The sequence below is a fragment of the Allorhodopirellula solitaria genome (assembly GCF_007859855.1).
Lineage (GTDB): Bacteria > Planctomycetota > Planctomycetia > Pirellulales > Pirellulaceae > Rhodopirellula > Rhodopirellula solitaria.
Genome location: NZ_SJPK01000025.1, coordinates 1 through 21476, shown reverse-complemented (window position 1 = coordinate 21476; position 21476 = coordinate 1). Strand labels below are relative to the sequence as shown.

Here is a 21476-nt window from a genome sequence, read left to right as displayed (position 1 = left end):
ACACCATCTCAGTTCGCTTTTCGCAAAATGGGGCCGGGGTGCAGGCGGTGAGATGCATCGTTGGAAGCACCCGGAAACTCGCCTCGCCGACCGGGGGTGATGTTGCCGATGACTGCAGTGGGCTTGCTTGGAATGCTGTCCCCTGTTTGCTCGCACCACCTGTCCATCACATCGCGAAGTTCAGCGAGGATCTCACTGTGCTCCGGTGAGTCTGCAAGATTGTTGAACTGATCAGGGTCAGCCTGAACGTCGTATAGTTCTTCAAACGGTCGTGGTTTCAGGAAAACATCGCGTTGCTGGGACGCCAGCAATCCGTTGGCTTCCGCCTCCCAGAGCTCCGCGCCAGCTGGAAACCTGTCCGCAGATTCGGCACACAAATTCTGGTCTTCATGATTGTGGTTGCGGATGTAAGTCCAGTTCTCAAATCGCACCATCCGCTCGTTGGCGGGGTAAGTATGCCAATTGTGTTCTGCAAACAGATAGTCGCGTACCGTGCTGTCGGGATCACGAAGGATTGGCAGCAGGCTGACTCCTTGAAATTGCTCAGCAATGGCCACGCCTGCCAGCTCCAGCACGGTCGGGGCGATGTCGATCAGGCTCGCTAGCGATGCGGACCGCTTACTCATCGCGACCCCCGGTCCAGCGATGACCAAGGGGACTTTCGCACCCGAGTCGTACAAGCGTGTCTTGCACCGGGGAAACGGGCGGCCATTGTCACTCGTGAATATGACAAACGTATTGTCCGTGATGCCTTCGTCGGCTAGCTCGTCCAGTAACAATCCGAGATAAAAATCAGTACGAGCGACCTCGTGATAGTACCCCCGGAAATCCTGGCGAGTCTTCGGCCCATCGACGAGATACGGTGGCACCACGACATCCTGTGTTTCGAAGCGAGGCGCCTTTTCGTTTAGCTGCCAGGCACGGTGTGCATCGTGCGAAGCGAACCAGAAAAAGAACGGCTGGTCCTTGGGTCGATTGCGTAACGTCTTCACCCAATCCTCCGAGCCGCTGGGCCTTCCGCCCCGCAGAATCCTGTCGAAGGCATCAGCGAGGTTCGACTCGTCTTCCTGGACGCCGTTGTAGCTCATGTGATTCTTACCACTCAGGACGCTGTGGTAACCACTGCGCCGCAGCCGACCGGGAAACTTCCACTGATCTCGCGGCAGCGGCGTGTGCAGTTCCGGAGCTCCCGTGTTATGCGGATAGCGACCCGTGATAATACTGCATCGACTCGGGCTGCAACTGCTGGCCGTCACGTAGGCGTTATCAAAAGTCACGCCGCGAGCGGCCAGCCGGTCGAGATTGGGAGTGGGAATTGGACCTCCGTAAGTCTCCATGTCTTCGGCGGAGATGTCATCGGTGATGAAAAACACAAAATTGGGAGGCGGTTGGTCTGCAGCCCTCGCTGTCGCTGGGAAAGCGAGTAACAAGAATGCCAGCAAGTACAGGTGATCGTGCATAGTAATCGTGTTTGCAGTTCAGGTGGTTGGAAGCGATCGTGAGTACAGAGCAATGGGTGCTTAATTCACGGTTGGAAACGCACTAACACGCAGGGTGCTGCAGCCGTACGGAATCAATCTGACCCTTTGCGGTTTCTCGCCTTTGGGGAATCCCGCCGGACTCCACGGCAACGGACCGGCTTCGTCGTGATACGAGCCCCACAATGGATTGCGAACCGCAAAAGCCTCGATACTGACGGGAGCGTTCACTACATTCCAGGGATTGTCGGACAATGGCTCGCCAGTGTCCTTGAGGACGAACTTGCTCGCGACGGTCTCATCACCGGAAACGATATCTTTCTCGAATAGCGAAAAATTCCACGGCGTTTCGGAACGAACTTCCTGACCATGACTTCCAGCCGTCCACTGTTCATCCATCTTCAAGGCAAAGACGAGTGGACCACGCATCACACTGACACTATTTTCGTGCCCGCGTTCGAAACGTACCTTCATGGGCAATCGCAGCGTCACGGTATCGCCTGTCTTCCAAACACGCTCGAGTACCGCCATGGTGCCCCTGGCCGGCGACGGTGCCGGATCACCGTTGATCTCGATCGACGCGTTCTCACACCAATGCGGAATACGAAGCCGCAGAGGAAAGCGGACCGGTTCTTCTGTGCTGAGCGTGAAACGAACCGTGTCGCGGAACGGATAGTCCGTTTCCTCCACGATCGTTACCTCCGTTGTCTCGCCTTCGGTTGCCTCGCCATCCGTAGTCTCGCCCACCGTGGTCGTGACGCGGCAAGGAGCGTACGCCATCGTGGCCAGTCCGTGGTCCCGCGAAGCCATCCACAAATGTGCGGTAAGTTTGGGCCAAGCTTGGTGCATGTTGCAGGTGCAGCATGGGTACCCGCTGAGCAAACCGAATAGATTCGATTCGTAGGGATGATTGGTGAATTTGTGAGGACTGTGCGTACAGGAAATCTGATTGGCCTGCTGGAAATACTGCCGCGCGGTGAAGTCATCCGAGGCCTGGGTTGGCAATGCATTGAAGGCGATTCGTTCGAGCATGTCGGCAAACCGCACGTCCCCGACGATCTCAAAGTTCTTCTCCAGCGAAAACAGGGTTTCGGAAATAGTACAGAACTCGCTGCCGCGTGTTGGATCGGTACCGTGCATTCCCTCATCGCCGCCCCATAGCCCATGCGGTTGCCCATGATACCGGCGAATATCGTGAAGTGCCTTCATCGTCACAGCGAGTGACTGCTCGATGCCGCCACGCTGGCCAAACACCAGCGGGTACTTCAGAGCGTGCCCCAAATTGACGCAGTGGTAGGCCTGACCAACACTGTGGTGCTCGCTGTAGCGAAACAGTTGCATGTTTTTTCCTGACTGGAAATCATCGACCCACGGATAGGTTTGCTCGACAAGCAGGTCAGCCAACTCTAACAGGAAGTCTTCTCCCGTCACGTTGTAGAGCCAATAAACGCTCATCACGTTATCACCGCCTCGTCGCCCCGCCCACCACGAACCACTATCAGGGTTATTGGCTTCATACAGGGGTCGCGATTTTAACTCATTGAGCTGAAACCGTGCGTACCGCAACATGCAGGAGAGCGACCGGTCATCACCGGTCGCCATGTAGTGTTGCTGGAGAATCTTCATCATCACCATTCGCGGCCACCAGTCATCCGGGTCGGCGAACTGGGCGCCTGCTGGCGGTGCAGCAGTTCGATCTTCCGGCTTGATTTCGTACGGGCCAATTTGACCGCTCGGACGCTGATTGGCTAACGTCCAGTCGATCCATCGCATTGCCTTGGCTTCGAGTTTCTCATCATCGAGCAGCTTCGCGAGCGGATAGAGCCCATCGATCCAATACGGACCACGCTCCCACGCATCGCCATCCCCACCCAGCCAAGCATTGCGGTCACCGCAAACGGCCTCGTAAGCCTCGTCGAGATTGCCAGTCAGCCCATCAGCCATGACTTCCAGTTGGTGCTTGAGCCACCCCTCCGGCTTGACCGCACCCAATGGCAACTCAGCGTAGGGCTTTTCAATCAACGGCGCTCGATTAAAGCGACAGGAATCAGACTCGTTCGCGATTCCTGCACTGGCGAAAACGACCATCACAAAAACGTTCATCGTGACGTGAGGATTCAGAACGGTTGGCTTCATGGGTGGGGACTTCTGTAGCGTCGACGGTAATATTTTTGGTGCAGCCGATGGACGCGCACACGCGAATGGTCACGGCCTCGACGGCGGGGCGTCAATGAACAAATGCACACAGAACATCTTTTCCAAACAACGCAGCTGTTCCCTTCCTGTTGTACCAGACCTTCAGCACACATGATGACCAGCAGATTCGTAGTGGCGTTGCCCCGGGCGAAGATCGATGGGCCCTGGCGAACGCCTCGGCCCCACTCTCGTGCTCGAGACGAGTAATGTCGTTGGGCACCACCTTGATCGCTCGCGTGTCACTCTTTGCCTTGGATCGATCCGAGCGCACCCCAAACTCCATAAGGACTGTCGATCGCAGCGGGGCTGAGGCTGTCGGGGTAAACACTTGGCTGGGTGAGATCGCCGGTATCGACCGAGTCCGTGATGAACTTGACCGCCCCGTCTGCCATCAACACATGACAGCCACCGGCGTGCCGACTCGCGGCACTGAACACGCCTTCGAGCCGGCTGTCTATCGACGTATCGCAGCTCGGCGAGTTCGGCGGCAGGACAGTGGTGATTCCCGTCCAGCAAATCGCACCGTCGGCCCAGTTGCCACCGCGTGAGGCCTTGCCGTCGGGCGTCATGCGGAGCGTGATGCCGCTGCGATAGTTGCCCTGTTGGTCGACGGTCGCGAGACATTGCCACGGATCCTCTTGGAGCCCCGCGATGTTCGCGGCGATGCTTCCCGTGGCGCTGCGCGTGCCCTGGAAGGTCGCCACTTCCGCCATCATCAGCGTATTGGCCATACCGTCCGTAATGTCGTCAAAACACCTCGCTCGCCCATTGGCGAACACGCCACGCTGTGAGATCGATTCGACGCGTTCGCCAATCGTATCGACCCCATCGCCGTAACTGCAGGCGTAGTTGGTCAATCCGGCATGCTTGGTGGGACGCTCGCTCGGATCGCTCGGACAGCGATACGTTCGCATCCCCTCTTGCCACGGTGGATAAACGCTCGCGCGCCACGGTGCTGGGCCCATGGCTGGGAAATAGCGAGTCCCGTCCTCCGAGGTCAACGGACCGGGCGCCGTCGACAGCTCATCAAACCGGTCGCGGTAGTAGGCGTCACCCTTGATAAACTTCTGATCGTGCTCCGAAAACTCCGGGGTCGGCTCGTCACCGGTCTCGTAGGGATTCGAGATCGATTGCCACATCGGACTCGCTTCCAAAAACGGGACGATCGGCACCAATGCGGACAACCGCTGTTGATTGGACAGATCATCGTCGCCCGGCGTCGGGCCAGTACCACCGCAACCGGGTGGAAGCTGCGAATAGGCGGCGTGATAGTTGTGAAATCCCAAACCGATCTGTTTGAAATTGTTACTGCATGACATCCGCCGCGCCGTTTCACGGGTAGCCTCCAGGGCGGGAAAAAACAACGCCAGCACGATCAGCAGGCAGATCACACAAACGACGACCGCCAGCAGCGTGCGGCCTGATCGGGAGCAGGGCGGTAACCTTCGATGTCCAGTCAAGTGAATCTCCATTGTCAGCGTACCAGCGGTTTTGCTCGCACGAGCACGAGCGTTTAGCAGGAAACTGTGTCGGGTCCGGTCTCGCTGTCGCATTTCGGCCAATCCTATGAAGTAAGCAGCGCACGATCAATTTCTGTCGTAGTGAACGAGGCGACGAGTCCAAAGCCGCAGGACTCTTCGCCTCCTGTTGATTACCCACAAGTTTGCTCCCCCGTGTGCTTGTCACACGCCGAAGCGACGTTTTGAAATTAGAAAACCACGGTATCGACACAAGTTCCCCTGTCAGCTTGTCTGACAGGAAACCAAGTCGATAAACTTTGCTGTCATGCGGGGCAAGCCCGCATGGGAGCGGGGTGAATGCTCCATCTTGATCTAATCACAAAACGGAGATTCCTGTCAGACAAGCTGACAGGGGATCCGGTTTTGTGGGTAATGACCAGCTCGTCGCCTCCTGTCCCTTACCCACAAGTTTTCCTACGCCGACGGCGTTGAAGAAAATAGCCGGTGGTCGAGCGCAGCGAACACCACCGGAAACGCCGCGAAACACGCGTGCCAACCCCGAATGGGGTGGAAGATCATTCACGACGAGGTCTGCGACCCACTTCGGGGTCGACGCTCTATCTTCAACGAAGAACCGTAGGTGACGCTGCGCTGACCTACGACTATTTTCTATCATCCCTTTCGGGATAATTGTGGGTAATCGTCGCCTCGTCCACTACGCCACATATTACTGCCGCGTTGCTAAGATCACCACAGAGAATGTCGAATGCGACGTCGTCGACAGCTACGACAAGCCAACTCAGGTGCGGACGCATGAGCCCCGGGCCATCAAGCCATACTGCCGAGACAACGCCTGCCAAGACAACGCCTGCCACTGCCGGCACGATCGCAGAAGCGATCGAAATGCTGCGGCGACCGATGCAACCTGCGTAACGGCTGCTTCGAGCCCTCACTGCCAATCACGCCTATTTTTTGCCAACAACGACATGCTACCCCCAACTCAGCTCATCATTCGCTTGGCCCCTGGTCGTGTGCAAGCGTTTTCTGACCTGCCCGCAATTGACCGCATTCAGGGTGGCCCGGCGGTGTTGTTGGAATGGCTGGAAACACAATTGGGGTTGCCACAATCGGATGTGCACCGTGCGGCGCGAGTGATGCAGTTCGCCGATGCGATTGCCAACATGACCGGAGTCTGCTTTGAGCAAAGTATCGCTGCCGATCGCTGGGAAACGGCTTCGGAGCTGCTGCAGCGCCGTGATCAGCTGATGCTATGTGGTTGGGATGGGACAATCCTTGATCGTTGCCCCCGAATCGCCGGCGACCTGGCCTTGGCAGAGAAACAATATGCCGGGTCGTTTCCGAGTGAGGCCGAGAGGGTCGCGGCGGTAGCCGAAGCTCTTGATGCAGGCCAGGTGTTGCCAAATCACGAGCTCAAGTTGACCGAGCCAATTGACCTTTGGCCGGCGGCTTGGCAGCGAGTACTGAGCCGACTGAATGTTTGCGATCCGGATGAGGTTTCACCATGCTCGCCGGAGTTATCGTCTTTGCTGGCTGCCGCCAATACTGTGCGCGGTCAAACCACACCGTCATTCGATTGCGATTCCAGTCTAAGAGTAGCCCAGGCACGCAGCGAGACGGCGGCGGTGGAGTTCGTCGCTTCTGTGTTGTCGAATAGTTCAGAAACACTTTCGCGGACGGTCGTCTACTGTGAAGATGACACGATGGCAGTTCGTCTGGATGCTTGCTTGCAGCGGATCGGAATTCCGACAATGGGCGCCTCGTTACAAACGCGTGCTCATCCGGTACTGCAAGTATTGCCGCTGGCCCTCGAGTTGTGCTGGGATCCAGTCGATCCGCAATGCTTACTCGATTTGTTGACACTTCCTGTCATCCCCTTTCCGCGACCGGCGGCCTCTGCTCTGGCCCGAGCATTGAGCGAAGAGCCGGGACTGGGCAGCGGAGCATGGCAGGATGCTTTTGACTCGCTGTGTGAGACATCGAAGCACGACGTGGATCATCCGGATAAGCTGAAGGAACGACTGCATGAATGGTTCTGTGCGGAACGGTCACCCCGGGGGCAACCGATTCCGACGAACCTGATGGCTCGCCAGTGTCGGAAAGTGGCCAAGTGGGCAATCGGCCGGGCCACATTGATTTGGCGTGACGAAAACCTTTCACCTTCTGATGAACAGGTCGCCATCGCGTTGAGGGAGGCATCTCGACAAGCCTCTCTGCTCGGGGACTTGGTCGAACTCGCTGGCGAATCGATCACGCAACCGCAATTAGGCAGGTTGCTCGAGGAAGTAACCGATCGAGGAGTGGAATCGAAGCCGTGCCTGAGCGATGCCGGGGGACCTGTACGAGTTCGGTCGCTATCTGAGATCGCCGACCGCTACGATCGATTGATCTGGATGGGGACGACAACGTCGGATACGAAGAGCAGTCGTTGGTCCGTCAAACAGCTTGCGGACTTCGCCGCTGCAGGCGTCGTGATCGACGATGGAACGCACGCCTTGCGATCACTGCGGGCGGCGGAGGTACGCGGGCTGTGCCTAGCCAGTAGCACGATGTTGGTGATCGAGTTACCTCAGAACGCAGAAGAACGCGTTCACCCATTGTGGCTTGCGATTAGGGAAAAGATCGCCGTCCATCGTCAGCCTGAGAAGTGGACGCCAGCGGCGATCGAGGACCTCATCTCTCACAGCGAGGTCGATGCGCTCTCGCCATTCGTTTTCGCCTGCAAAACGACAAATATCCAGCCTCCACAGCCGCTGCGCCCACACTGGGATATACCAGCAAACCTATTGAGAGACCGCGAATCGGTTTCGGCGTCGGAGTTGGAAGATCGGCTTGCCTGCCCCCTCAAATGGACGCTCAATTACCAGGCGAAATTGCGGTCGAGCGACATTGCAAGTTTGCCGGACGAGTTTCGACTTCGCGGAAATTTGTTCCACAAGATTCTGGAGCGAGTCTTTGGGGGAGGCGGTGATCTGCCAACGGAGGATGACGCGGCCCGCTTGGTCGAGCAAACCTTTGATGAACGATTGCCATTGGACGCCGCTCCGCTGGCGCAGCCAGAAAAACGCGTTGAGAGCTTACGGCTGAAGAACGAGTTGGTGAAGGCAGCCCGCTTGTTTGTACGGACGCTATCTGCGGGCGGTTACCGGAGCGTGAAGATTGAAGAGCCCGTCGAGGGATCGGCGTTTGGGAAAGAGTTGCGAGGTTCGATTGATTGCCTGGCGTCGTCCAACGACGGTCGCGAAGCTGTGGTCGATTTCAAGTATGCCGGTCGCAAGAAGTACTACGACATGGTCACCAAGGGAAAGTCCGTTCAACTTGCGACGTATGCGTTCAGTCGCAGCCAGTCAAACGGCAGCTTCCCAGCGGTCGCTTATCTCGTACTATCCGATGGCACAATCTTCACGCCAATCGGCAGCCCACTGTCGGGTGTCCCGACGTCACAGGTGATTGATGGACCGTCGATCGAGCGTGTATGGAACAATTTTGCGACCGCGATCGCTGGTGCGGAAGGCTGGCTGACAACCGATGATCCGGTTCCGGCCAGGCCTCTCCAGAGTATCGACGATTGGCCCGATGGATCGGAGCTGGTTTTGATCGAACAGCTGGGGCGAGGCGAAACACAAAGCGTCTGTCGATACTGTGATTTTAAACGCTTGTGCGGAATGGAGGTGACACGATGAGCCAATCGAATGCAAAGAAGGGAGCTTTGGAGCTGATCCGAGCTGGGGCAGGCAGCGGCAAGACGTACGACTTGTGTGAAACGGTTGCTAAGGCCGTTTGCGATGGTCTCGATCCTGCGCGAATCATGGCGACAACGTTCACCAAGAAGGCCGCCGCTGAGCTGAAGGGGCGAGTTCAGGCAAAGTTACTCGCCGGTACCGATGACCCGGAAACGAACCATCGCAACGCGGACCGGTTAGAACTGGCCGCGATCGGGACCGTTCACTCTGTCGCACACCGGGTGCTCTCGCGGTATGCAGTCGAACTCGGCCTTTCGACGCGACTTGAAGTGATGTCGGAACAGGCGGCCGAACAAACTGTTTCCAAACACCTCAGTGATTTGCCGATGGAGGGTTGGCAGTCCTTGGTAGCGTGTGCAAGGCGACTGGGAATTGACGATCTTAACCAACAACTGCTGACACTGCTGGATGCCAAGCGTAGCAATCAGATCAGCGATGAAGGTCTGCGTTTGCACTTGCGTGATTCAGCCTCGCGGGTTTGCGAACTGCTTTCACCGCTGGAGGATTTGCCTTCGCCCAGTTTCGATGTCTTGACGGGGCATGTGCGAGATGCGCTCAATGCGTTCGCAGCGTTAGATGACACGACAGGTGTGACCGAAAAAGCCCGAAAGAAGCTACTGGACCTGCGATCTGAGCGACTACCGAAATGGGGGGCGTATGCAGAGGCATCCCGTTTGACGGCCGGGAAGAAATCCGGGGCCGACGCCGCTCTAACCGCACTTCGCAATCACGGATCAGAAGTCTGCAACTTCCAAGGACTACACGATGACGTGAACTTGTTTGCCGGCTTAATTGCCCAACACACCATCCTGATTGAATCGGGATGCCGCGATTACAAAATCGAGCGTGGATTGGTCGACTTTACGGATCTTGAAACATTGTTCCTCGAAGCCCTTTCCGGTGAGCAGTTGGTCGAGTTGATCTCCGATGATTTCTCGTTGGTCTTGGTCGATGAATTCCAAGACACCAACCCGCTTCAGCTAGCGATCTTTCAAGCGATGCGTCGGATCTCGCCACGCAATCGGTGGGTGGGTGATCCGAAGCAAGCGATCTTTGGTTTCCGGGGGACCGATCCTGGATTGGTGGGGCGCGTTTGGGAGCAAGCGAAGGATGCGACAACCGGTTCGTTACCAAGCAACCGACGCTCTCAAAAGGGACTGGTCCAGTTCGTTGGCAAGATGTTTGAGCCAATATTCGGTCCTGACTCGAGGCAGGAGCCCGTCAATGCTCCGCTGCCTCGTGGCATTGAGCGTTGGCTGTTCCAAACGACCAATCAGGAGCGTGATGCGCAGGCACTGGCGGCTGGGATTTTGGAGCTGCAACGCGAAGGCACTCGGCTTGGCGATATCGTCGTCCTGGAAAGAAGCAACGCAGCTCTCGAGAAGCTGGCCGATGCGCTGGGGCAGGCTGGCATCGCATACTTATTTGAGAGCCCCGGTCTGCTCTCAACCCGCGAGGGTGTGATGGCGATTGCAGGAATGCGGCTGGTTTCGGATCGCAACGATTCACTAGCCGCCGCGACGCTGAAGCATATGCTGTCCGACCCGAGCCAGGCGACGCCGTCATGGATCAGGGAGCGGCTGATTCAATTGCAATCCGACCGTGCGGAACGCGAAAACGCTGCAGCATCCGCTGAAAGCCCACCGCGTTGGAAGCAGCCATGGGATGGGGACGATGAACTCGCGCCATTGGAAGGAATCGACCGCCAGACCTCCTCTCCGCATTCGGTTTGCCAATTAGTGATCGAAGCTCTCGATCTGCCCAATCGCGTTGCTGGGTGGGGCGATGTGGCCAGTCGCTGCTCGAATCTTGATTCCATATTGAGACATGTCGCCAGTTATGAAGAGCAAATGCTTGGTGCTGGGCAGGCCGCCACTCTTGGCGGTGCGATTCTCAATCTAGAGGAGATCGCCTCCAACGGCGAAGACATCAAGTTCCCTCCACTTGGTCACGATGCGGTGACCATCATGACCTACCACAAGGCGAAGGGTTTGCAGTGGCCAGTCGTGATCTTGAGCGGTTTGCATAGTGACCGCGCTCCAAACGTCTGGGAGCCCGCTGTCTATGGTGGTGGTGAAGATATTGACCATCCGCTGACGGGACGAGTCATTCGTGCCTGGACGTGGCCGTTTGGCATGAACGATGGTCGTCCGCCCAAGCGACGCACGGGAACCAGCCTGGAGGCCGATGCACTCGCCTCACCTGAGGGGCGTCAGAAAGCGGAAGATGAAATCAATGAGAACCTGCGTTTGCTCTACGTCGGTTGCACCCGCGCGGAATCGAAATTGGTGTTCGCACATCGACTCGGTAAAGATCGATGGCTGCAACGATTGCCTGGCATCGATTCGATCCTGCCCACCGATGCTGAAGCAGGCGTACACGAACTGACCGGGATTGATACCTCCTACGTGCTGCGAAACCTAGATCCCGTTGACGAGAGTTCGTTGGCGAACGATGAGAGTGCCATCTGGTTCTCATTTTCAGGCACCGGCCAGCAGAGTGCCGAACCGTCACCAAGATTTCTCTCACCGAGCCAGGCCCAGGCTGATCCGGCTGTGACGCAAGCAGCCCAACTGGAATCCACTGAGCTGCCCGGCGGATCCCATTTCCCAGCGGGACTTGATGAAGAAAGCTACTCGTCCTTCGGGGACGCCATCCATGCCTACATGGCCGCATTGCCATCGCTACTCGGTGTTAGCGAATCGCAAAAGCAGTCGACCGCGATACGGTGTCTGGCCGCCTATTCCATCGACGGCAAGCTTGCCCCCAGCGTGCTAGTGGCAACCGGCGACCGTTTTGTTCAGTGGGTCAATGACACCTTCCCTGACGCAACGTGGCGAGCGGAAGTCCCAGCCCTGGCCTCTCGTGGAGCAGGTGGTTTCTGGAACGGCACACTCGATCTCATCTTGGAACTGCCCGATCAGACGGTTGTTGTAGTCGACCACAAAAGTGCTCCAATTCGCCGTGCGAATTGTGAGTCAAAGGCAAGGCAGTACATCTCTCAACTTGACGCATACAACGAAATGCTAGCCGAACAGGGCTGCAGCGTTGCCTCTCGATGGATTCACTTCCCCCTGGCAGGTGTGATGGTCAAGGTCGAAGAGTCAATTTGCGATAGTCCATGACGCGAGAACACAAATGCCAAACGCCTGAAACATCGAAGTGAGCGAGGGTGTTTCCCGGCCCAAGGAGCCGTACCCGTCGAGACGCCCCCGTAGCGCACATCCGCAGCGAGTGATGGCGTCCCAAATCTCTTTCGTGAACTGCATCAAATCGAGATGTCGCCACGATCTCGGCGGAACCGTATCGCCCCTGCCGCAATTGCCTCAGCATCCAGGACAGGTCAAGAAACCGCCTCGGTGAAAGTTCGATCACGGTAGAACGAATTCGTAACAGGAGATTCATAACCACGAGAGACTAAGATTCACCGAGGCCCAGCAATTCGCAGTGATTCTCATTGAGATCGTGCATCTCAACGAGATACGAATACCAGCCAAAATCGATCGTCAGCCACCGAATTCCGAGAAGAACTGCATGACCAGTTGCTCCGATGTCGCCCACCGGAGAAATGCAAGACCAAGCTCACACATACCGAAGCCGCGGAAAAACGACCCCTTTCCCCTTTTCCTGATGCCATAGCCGAAACAATCAGCCAGGAACGTGCCACAGCGCTTCCAACTGCAGTTAACGAGTCGGTGAGACGCGGGAATCTCGCCGGCAGAACAGAGTCGATGGCACAGACCACGCGCGACTCCTTGCGTCACCCATCAAACGAACGCCCGCGATCGAGATTTTGAACACCATCGCTTGAACTCCGACCTGAATATCCTCGTCGATCAGTCGATTGATGCACGGCAAATCACTACCGCCCCGTGCCCCGTGCCCCGTGGGTCATCCCACTCGCCCTCAAGAACAACGTCGTCACAGATACCGTCTGCGGGATCAGGCTGCAATTTTGGTTGCTCCGGCATCGGCCACCGGAGCGTCGAACAGAATCGTGAAGAATCGCTTCGGTGTCCTGTACGTCCTGCTGTTCGGCGATCGCTAAAAACGCTGAGGTTTGTCCAACTATGGCAAATTGGCCTCGCGTTTCGCAGCGTCGTTGTGCGTCACCATCTAGCAATAGCGGTCAGGAGAAAAGGTCGCCTGGAACCCGCACGACAGCGATACTGGAAAATGAAAAGAAAAAGCGTTCAATTGCGCCTACAAACTCAAGATTCCCAGCCTGTCCAACTGGATAGCGAGATAGTGGACCGAATGAAATCCGATCTGGCACCCAACGTGTTACGCTTGGGCTAGACGGCTCCTGAAGGTTTCCTAAGCTATGGGAATTGGAAGTCACTGTTCATGTGGGCCATATTTTGGTTGGAGGAGAATCATGCGGAATCAGATTGGTGAAATTGCTTCAAAGTTGGGAGTGGAACAAGCGAAACTTGAAGGCGTGGCAGTGCTCGTACTTCCAGAGAAAGTCGATTCGGAAGAAATCAATGAAGTATGCGATGCACATGACTCTGTGTTGTTGGCCAAGCAGCTAAAACAGGCAGGCATTCCATGCAGAACCGCATACGACTTGGGGGTGGAGCCCAGAGTACTAGATCGACGCGGCGCAGACGTATGGCTCGGAATGCTGTGGTTGTTCCTGGAGAATACCGCGTTGCCCGCAACAGTGGATTGTATTTGCGATTGGGTGAGTGAAAAGCGGAATGCGGAGCACGATGATTCGGCAGACAAAGAAACTCGAATTCATGTTGAGCTTCGGATGCAACGCAAAAACAATACGTCCACGATTAAGTTTGACGGATCCGTCGACGAATTCAGAGAAGTGATGAAGACCGTCAAGAAGATCGGTGCGTGGAAGAAGTAAGGATGCATCAACGAGAGATCAGAAACACAGGCGATTGGGCGAATCGAATTGTATTTGATTGGGCAACGCATGTTGATCAGGGACGCGAGGAAGACGCGATCGCTATTACTATCATCGCAATACGCGAAGCTGTTAGTCGTGATCGAGCAGCGAAGACCTTGGAAGAGGAGGAGTATATTCTAGGTTGTCGGGTGTTACTCAACGCGTTGCGCGACTTGGCGAACATCGGGCTCACCACGCGTCACCCAGATTGGATAAAGTATCCGAAAGCAGTCGAAGTTTGCTGGGATCTATCGCACGACGCACGAGAGCGGCTTACGAGCTATTCAGGAATTGACCTTGATTTTGCGAGACGCTGGGCTACCAGGGCAACTGAATTGATCCAAGATATAGATTCAGCCTTCGGCCCAGGTTTGTACTGCAGCTGGGAGATGGAGTTCGACGGACTTATTTGTTCAATCTGCGGAAATGACGTTCGAGGTTGCGAACACATACCAGGCAAACGGTATGGTCGTAAACGATGTGCACTAACGCCGAAGGGAGGTCAGCCCAGGGCAATCGCAATCGTGGAGAATCCCCGAGACCCGAGGTGTCGGATCTGGCCGTGGGCAAAACGAAGAGAGGAAGACGGGCATGCGGTGGTTAGCGACATACCCATCTTTAAGCTATTTCGATTGGAGGGCAACGATGACGGTGGCTCTATCGTTGACCTTGAAGAGCTTTTTCAATTCGTGGTTACACTGGCGAGCCAAGAAATTGAATAGTTGGTCTTGCCACCTTGACGCAGGTGTGCCCATCTGCAGCTGGCAGGCGTGATCAAGACACGCGGTTCCCGGTGCGCAAGAACGTCTAAAGCGACGCCAACAGCAAAGGTTCGAAACTCGTGTCGGTGCCTTCAGAATCTGGGCGCTGAAACGGCCCTCACCGAAAGCGTTCCGGTTTCATCGACCGGGATCCGTAGCGTCTGCTCGAACTATCCTGGAAAGTCACATTTCCATTCCTAGATACGGAAGTCGTCGACGAAAAGGGGAAAGGGGTCGTTTTTCCGCGGCTTCGGGATGTGTGAGGTTGGCCTTGCAATGCTCCGGTGGCCGACGCCAGAGCCGTTTTCTGAATTATCTGATCTATTCCGGTTGCGTTGAACGACACGCCGAGTCGTGGGACTCTATTAGAGAAGTTTGGACATGGCGGGGCACCACAAGCTATCCCATCTCGTGATCCCGCTTTCAGCGTACGCGTATTTTGTCCGTTCTCCTTGCTAACTTGCAGATTCGTGACTCTGCCAAGTCGATAGCTAGGTAAACCGTGGTCTTTTCCACGCTACGTATAGCTGACGGTGGCATTGTAGCCACCGGAGTTTACCTATTTCCTCTGTGAGGAGGCGCGTATGTCGCACGTGGTGCAGATTTCCACTCAGGTCCGGGACGCTGCAGCGGTTCGGGCTGGGTGTGTTCGACTGGGACTCGATCAGCCGGTCGAAGGCAAGTTGAAGCTTTTTAGCGAGACCGTGACAGGGCTCGCTGTTCAGCTTCGGCAGTGGTGGTATCCGGTCGTGTTCAATACGACGACCGCTGGCGAAGAAAAGGGGAAGGGCGAAGAAAAGGGGAAGGGGGTCGTTTGAGCGACTGCAGTCAAAACGCCCCCCTTCCCCTTTTCCCGTTCGAGAGACTAAGATTCATCGAGGCCCAGCAATTCGCAGTGATTTTCGTTGAGATCATGCATCTCAACGAGATACGAATACCAGCCAAAATCGATCGTCAGCCACCGAATTCCGAGAGAAACTGCATGACCAGCTGCTCCGGTGTCGGCCACCGGAGCAGCGAAACCGCCTTGCACTCCCCACACAAGAATCCGCGCACCTTTTCTTCGCCATGCGATGCCGCGAAGTGCGGCCAAGAAAAAGCTGATTAACCGACCCCATCGCGCAATCTGTGCCGAAGCCGCTCGCTCCAGATTCAACTAAATTGAAGGCGGTATTGCCTGGGCGGTGTTGGATACGGGGTGCCGACCGAAACCACCAAGTCCATGGGATCCCGCACCTGATCAAGATGCTGACTGAGCCCTGATTTAGCTCAATCGTCATTGTGACGACTATTCACTCGCATGTCGCCGTACAGATGCACATTTGTCGTTGCAAAGTGTTTCGAGAAGCTTATCCATTTCATCACGAAGTGTGTTGGTAGTGATTTTGGACTTCAATTTCGAGCAAGCGTACGCCGCCGCCCGACGCACTTTTACTTCGTTCGATTGCGCTGCAAGTTTGGCTGTGTGGATGACGAGCCTCCATTGTGGACGAGTCAGTTGCAACTCTTCCTTGTTTGCTAGGACTCCGAATGCTGAATTTGCCACTGCTGGATCGGCATCGCGTGTCGCAAGAATGACAGCTGTAAACTCTGCCTCGGAAATCGTCGGTTTCTCCCTCGCAGCAGCAAGCGACAATGCACGAACTTGTGGATCGCTTTCGGTCAGCCCCGCTTCGATGATCGAATCGAGCTCGCCTGCGAAAACGCCTGGTTTGTCACGTTCGATACACGACAAGGTAAAGATTGCGACGCCGCGAAGGTCCGTTGGCTTGCCCGCCCCCATTTTGAACGGGTTGAGCGGATTCTGTGATTCAGCCACTGACTGAGTCAATTCAGGCTCCTTGATGATGCCGTTTGCCATCGGCGACAGTACGTTAAAGATTTGCTTTGCCTGTGCCGCGGAACAGACGTCGCCAACGGATCCCATCACCTGAACCAACTGGATCTTGTTGTTGATTAGATTTTCATTTTCGCTAATCATATCTAGCATTGCGTCAATCAATTTCTGGAGTGCATCGAGCGAAAGATGCTCCCGATGCCGAAGTATCGCGTGTTCGTGAACTGTGCTGATCGACTGTACAACAAGCTTTTGGTCATCCTTGACAACAGTGAAAAAGCCGAAAGCACCACCGAGTTGCTTTACTTCGGCTGACAACGGCAGCCACTGAAATTGCTGGCGGATTCGATCTGCGACTTTGTCGATGTCGCTGCTCAACGACTCTGGCTCTTTCAGCTTGGCGTTAAAGTTTGGTGCAACCTGAAGCAAATAGGAATCAAGTGGCTTCCCAGGCTGGTAGAGAGCTTCCTTGATTCGCTTTTTCGCATCGTCACCGCACAAGCTTCCGAGGCGACAAAGCAGTTCGATTGCGTTGGGGTAGTCGGTGTGTTGCTTTCGTTCAACAACAAGCTCCACCGTCGCCTCAACAAGCTCCGAAACGCTCTCCGGTGGCAATACTGCTGCGCTGGCTGCGAGCGAATTCATCATTTTGTCTCTCACTGGCAATACGCGATTACCTCCTTCAATAGGAACACTCCAGATTGGGTGGTTGATCGCCGTACTCAGCAAACGCACCGCCTGATTGTTGTTCAGTCTCCAGGACATATCCGACATCGAGTTCCACGCACGTGATACGCAAGAGTGCTCTTGCCACTCCGAGCCATGCAAAGATGCCATTGTCCGCACTCGCTCGAAGACATCATCAAATTGCCCGTCGGGAATTGCGTCCACGTATCCATCAAGAATATCGCATCCAACGACGAACAGACGCTTTAGATGTGTGCAGTCAAGCCACTTTGATGTTGACTTTGCAACCCTGTCAGGATTTCCTTGAAGCAACAACGCGGTACCGAAAGCTTTCGCCGTTCGCTGGTCACCAGCAACTAGCGCGTGATAAATTGCTTCGTCCGGCCATCCTAGATCCATGCATTCAATCGCCATCAGCTTTGAAGCAAGACGATACGATCGCCAGCAACCTTGGTAATATGCTCGAAGCAGCTCTTGCCAAGTGTTTGGCAATGATTCGTGTCGCTTGCCCTGCTCACGTGCTTCTATCACGCCGTAGTACGCTCTGTGGTTCCAGAGCTCCACATCAGCGATTGACGCGCGATCGACCAAGCCGTAGAAGTCGTCGTTTTGCAACAACGAGTGAACGATGTCGCTACGATTGAACTCGACGGCAATTTCAATCTCTTCTGAGAAACTGCCCATCAATGGGACGATACGCTGGTCAAATACCCCCAGCGCTTCATTGTCGCGATAGTCACAATGAAGAATCTCACAAATTGCCAAGAGCGCCGCCAGTTGGTCGATTTTCGCTGATGACGAATCAACCTTGGCTTCGAGCAGAGAGATTCCTTCCGCTGGGTTTCCTAAGAAAGCTAGACTTTTGGCCTTCGGAATCGCGATCCTGATTTCTGGTGATGCGACGTCAATCATCTTTTGCGACTCCTGCATCGTCACCTGCTACCGCTTGGAGTTCTCCTTGCAAGAAATCGACTCCACTGCGTTTCGCAACGAGCAACTCAGTCTCGTTGTCATTGGGGGCACACGCAATCGCCTCAGCAATCGCGACTTTGGCTTCATCGTAACCACAAAGTGCGATGAACCAATCCGTGATGGTTCGCAGGCAGGGAAAAACGGCTGGATCAGTTGGCGGCAGGCTCTTCGCATCTTGCTGCAATACAATCCCCCATCCTTTGGCCAGTTCTGGCATGCCATCTTCAAGACACATCTGCATCAAACGGGTTCCGATCTCAAGTCGTTTTGCTGCGTCTAGATGCTGACTTTTCCTCCCAAACTCAAAGACGAGTGTGAAGATCGCGCTCCGCTTGCTACCGATTGCCCACAGGTCGTTCGAGACCTCAACAAGCTTCAGCAAGAAATCTTCTGGCGACAGCTCCTTTTCCTTCTGCCGCAACTCAGCGAGGCGACTCTCTACCTGAGGACGGGATTCGCGAAACGTGTTGAGTAGTACAGTACGCCTCCGTTCATCCTCCTCTATATGCCTTTCTCGTAGCTCTGCCGCCATCGCAGTAACCACCTCGTCGGGCATGGATTCGGTGTCGCTGTATTGCTTGAATTTTAGTTCGGCCTGAAGCGTCCAAGTTACGCCAAATTTGTTGAACACAGCAGCATGACGGCTAAATTCCGCCTCTATCCATGGCTTTTGAAGTTCAGGGACGATTCGCGAGTATGAATCAAAATCGGCTTCGGGGAAGTCAAACCATATCGAGACTGTCTTTTCAGCTTCATTGAAAACGACATCTTCCGTGTAGTAATGCCGCCACCAGTGCTTTTGCGACGTTATGTCGAGCATCAATGTTCTTGCCTTAGTACGAGTTGCGCGGCGTCTCGACTCCTCGAGAATGTCGGCAACTCTTAGCAGGCCTGCAAGCAGTTTCATGCGTATGTCGGGACCATCCGCCGTTAGCTCATCATAGCGAGCTAAGTCTCGCTCAACCTCAAAATACAGGTTGTGGGACTCGCATAGGCAAGCGATTTTTGATGGCTCGTAGTCACTCGTAAGTTGCATGCCAATGACGGGATCTTCGGCACGGACTGATGAATGAACCATCTCAGCAGAGATTCTGTGATGGAACTGCCGAAGAAGGTTCCGCCGTTCATCTTCCGGTTGTTCCTGCCACGGCAATCCGAGCTTAAGATCAGCGATCGTCTTCGTTTCACCCGCATTCTCGTACTGCAGCCCAATGTCATGCAGATAACACGCGGAATAAAGGATAACCAGCTCGGTCTCATTCAGCCGTTGGTCGGTCTGCATCAAGGGATTGACTAGATCGTCGACCAGTTGCGACACACCGTCAGAATGCAGCACGCTATGGTCTGTGAAGTGAGGCAGGCAGTTGTTGTCCAAAATTGGTGCAACTTTACTCCGAAGGCTAACAAGCAGCGCTCTTGATGACTCACGCTTAAGGTGTTTGAACGGAGGTGCGTCTCCATATTTGGACGATTGATTCACGATAGATTCCGATGCTTGGTTTTAGTTTGCTAGCGGGATTATACCGAGCCGGCCGTCACCGCTGAAGGGCGGCGTACTAAGGATCGAGAAACTACTGGAAACCTGAACGCTCTATTTCGAGCCAGCGACACCGCTTGTTTGCTATTGGAATGCTCCGCAAAAATTTGATCCTGGGGTTATTCACAAGAAAAGGTTCCAGGAGACGAAAGTCGGGTCGAGGGTGCATCTGGATGATTCAAGTGCGGAAAACATCGCATGAAAGATTGGATTCACTGATCGGCTCCGGTGGCCGACGCCGGAGCACCTCCTCATTCGTCGACGGCACGCCGGCTTCATCGACCGACACGTCGAGTCGCGGGACTCTTTGCGAGAAGTTTGGACATGCCCGGGCACCGCAAGCTATCCCCTCTCGCATCTCGTGATCGGCTAACACGGCGGCTCCCGCTTCGACTGCCATCTTCGCGATAGGCTGAAACCGACGGGCAGGGCTAAATTGCTACCCATTCTTCGCTACGTATAGCTGACGGTGGCATTGTAGCCACCGGAGTTTACCTATTTTCTCTGCGAGGAGGCGCGTATGTCGCACGTGGTGCAGATTTCCGCTCAGGTCCGGGACGCTGCAGCGGTTCGGGCTGGGTGTGTTCGGCTGGGACTCGATCAGCCGGTCGAAGGCGAGGTGAAGCTTTTTAGCGAGACCGTGACAGGGCTCGCTGTTCAGCGTCGGCAGTGGCGGTATCCGGTCGTGTTCCATACCACGCCCGGTGAAACCAAGTACGACAACGATCAAGGCTACTGGGGCAAGCAGGCGCGGCTCGACGAGTTCCTGCAGGCCTTCGCTGTGCCGTAGTTTCGTTGTGAATTCCACGGGTGGCCGGTTTTGGGGATGATCTCCACGTCGATCGAGCCAAACAGGGACAGGCATTGCTTAGTTGTCTTTCCTAGCCTTTTTCGTAGGATTCCTAGTACGTCAACCACAATACAGCGTCACGCTCAGTAGGGAGAAGACCATGCCCAGGCAAGCTCGTGGGGAAGTGATCGATCCGAATCAAATACAGGTAGTTCATTGTGTGGAACGCTGTGTCAGACAGGCATGGCTTTGCGGAAAAGACGCCGCCACTGGACGGTGCTATGAGCATCGCAGGGGCTGGATCCGCGACCGTATGGAGTTTCTCGCATCCGTCTTCGGTATCGACTGTTTGACTTTTTCAATCATGAGTTCGCACGCTCACCTGGTGCTTCGCAGTCGGCCCGACGTTGTGGCAGCCTGGTCCGATGACGAGGTCGCCCGTCGCTGGCTGCGACTGTTCCCCAAACGCCGCAATCACGACGGAAGTCCCGCCGAGCCAACGATCCCCGAGCTCGACATGATTCGGAACTGTCCAGAAGTGCTCGCCGAGCGGCGACGGCGTTTGTCCGACGTGAGCTGGTATATGCGGTGCTTGGCCGAAAATATCGCCCGACGCAGCAATGCTGAAGACGAGGTCCGCGGGCACTTCTTCGAAGGTCGTTTTCGAGCACAGCTGCTTCTCGATGAAGCCAGTTTGCTGGCCTGTGCAGCCTATGTGGATCTCAATCCCATTCGCGCCGCGATGGCCGAAACGCCGGAAACGAGCGATTTCACTGGGGCGAAGGACCGGATTGACGACTGCCGGCAATCGGGATCGCGCAAGCGTGAGAGCACGCATGACTGGGAGCGTGGGCGGGGGCGTCGACACAGTGGCTGGATGAGTCCGATGGAGATCGACGAGCAGAAGGATCCTGTCGGCCCGAATCTGGACGACTCGGGGCGGCGCGGTAGCCTGAAGGGATTCCTAAGGCGTCGTTCGGAAATAACTTACCCGTTTGACCTGTTCTTGTGTGGTTGAATCTCATAGTTCCAGTCACCGTGAAAGCTGTTACGTTTTAGGCGTATGCTTTGCATCTCATTGTCAGTCACTT

12 protein-coding genes are annotated in these 21476 nt (G+C 55.5%); 7 read left to right on the top strand and 5 right to left on the bottom strand.

Features of this window, described 5'->3' with window-relative positions; all coding sequences use genetic code 11:
• Positions 1-8: 8 nt before the first annotated feature.
• The 3 genes from CA85_RS22920 to CA85_RS22910 form a co-directional block, all read right to left on the bottom strand.
• Positions 9-1460, bottom strand: coding sequence for a sulfatase family protein (locus CA85_RS22920; protein WP_146393752.1), 1452 nt, complete (start codon positions 1458-1460; stop codon positions 9-11).
• A gap of 60 nt (positions 1461-1520) precedes the next feature.
• Positions 1521-3614 (bottom strand): beta-L-arabinofuranosidase domain-containing protein, encoded by a 2094-nt coding sequence (locus tag CA85_RS22915; protein WP_146393750.1) that lies wholly within the window; start codon positions 3612-3614, stop codon positions 1521-1523.
• A gap of 299 nt (positions 3615-3913) precedes the next feature.
• Positions 3914-5134 carry a DUF1559 domain-containing protein gene (locus CA85_RS22910; protein WP_186775154.1) on the bottom strand — a complete coding sequence of 407 codons (1221 nt, stop codon included), beginning with the start codon at positions 5132-5134 and terminating at the stop codon, positions 3914-3916.
• 692 nt (positions 5135-5826) lie between these two features.
• On the opposite strand from CA85_RS22910, the gene CA85_RS22905 reads away from it, so the two are divergent.
• The 5 genes from CA85_RS22905 (at position 5827) to CA85_RS22885 (ending at position 15380) form a co-directional block, all read left to right on the top strand.
• Positions 5827-8835, top strand: a complete 3009-nt coding sequence (locus CA85_RS22905) for a PD-(D/E)XK nuclease family protein (RefSeq protein WP_146393746.1) — start codon at positions 5827-5829, stop codon at positions 8833-8835.
• Positions 8832-12020 (top strand): UvrD-helicase domain-containing protein, encoded by a 3189-nt coding sequence (locus tag CA85_RS22900; protein WP_146393744.1) that lies wholly within the window; start codon positions 8832-8834, stop codon positions 12018-12020. The genes CA85_RS22905 and CA85_RS22900 overlap by 4 nt, the downstream gene beginning before the upstream one ends.
• 1253 nt (positions 12021-13273) lie before the next feature.
• Positions 13274-13759, top strand: coding sequence for a hypothetical protein (locus tag CA85_RS22895; RefSeq protein WP_146393743.1), 486 nt, complete (start codon positions 13274-13276; stop codon positions 13757-13759).
• A 2-nt stretch (positions 13760-13761) separates the two neighbouring features.
• Positions 13762-14523, top strand: a complete 762-nt coding sequence (locus CA85_RS22890; RefSeq protein ID WP_146393741.1) for a hypothetical protein — start codon at positions 13762-13764, stop codon at positions 14521-14523.
• A 623-nt stretch (positions 14524-15146) separates the two neighbouring features.
• Positions 15147-15380 (top strand): hypothetical protein, encoded by a 234-nt coding sequence (locus CA85_RS22885; protein ID WP_146393739.1) that lies wholly within the window; start codon positions 15147-15149, stop codon positions 15378-15380.
• Between the two features lie 470 nt (positions 15381-15850).
• Here CA85_RS22885 and CA85_RS22880 read toward each other — a convergent pair whose 3' ends face one another.
• Both CA85_RS22880 and CA85_RS22875 read right to left on the bottom strand, forming a co-directional pair.
• Complete coding sequence (locus tag CA85_RS22880) at positions 15851-17998, bottom strand: hypothetical protein (RefSeq protein ID WP_146393737.1); 2148 nt, start codon at positions 17996-17998, stop codon at positions 15851-15853.
• A complete protein-coding gene (locus CA85_RS22875) occupies positions 17991-19538 on the bottom strand; it encodes an HD domain-containing protein (RefSeq protein ID WP_146393736.1) in 1548 nt (515 codons plus the stop codon). Before CA85_RS22875 ends, CA85_RS22880 begins: the two co-directional genes overlap by 8 nt.
• A 577-nt stretch (positions 19539-20115) precedes the next feature.
• Between CA85_RS22875 and CA85_RS22870 the strand changes: the two genes are divergently transcribed.
• Positions 20116-20385 carry a hypothetical protein gene (locus CA85_RS22870; RefSeq protein WP_246113087.1) on the top strand — a complete coding sequence of 90 codons (270 nt, stop codon included), beginning with the start codon at positions 20116-20118 and terminating at the stop codon, positions 20383-20385.
• A gap of 364 nt (positions 20386-20749) precedes the next feature.
• On the top strand, positions 20750-21403 hold the full coding sequence (locus tag CA85_RS22865) for a hypothetical protein (RefSeq protein WP_186775153.1): 654 nt from the start codon (positions 20750-20752) through the stop codon (positions 21401-21403).
• Positions 21404-21476: the final 73 nt, after the last annotated feature.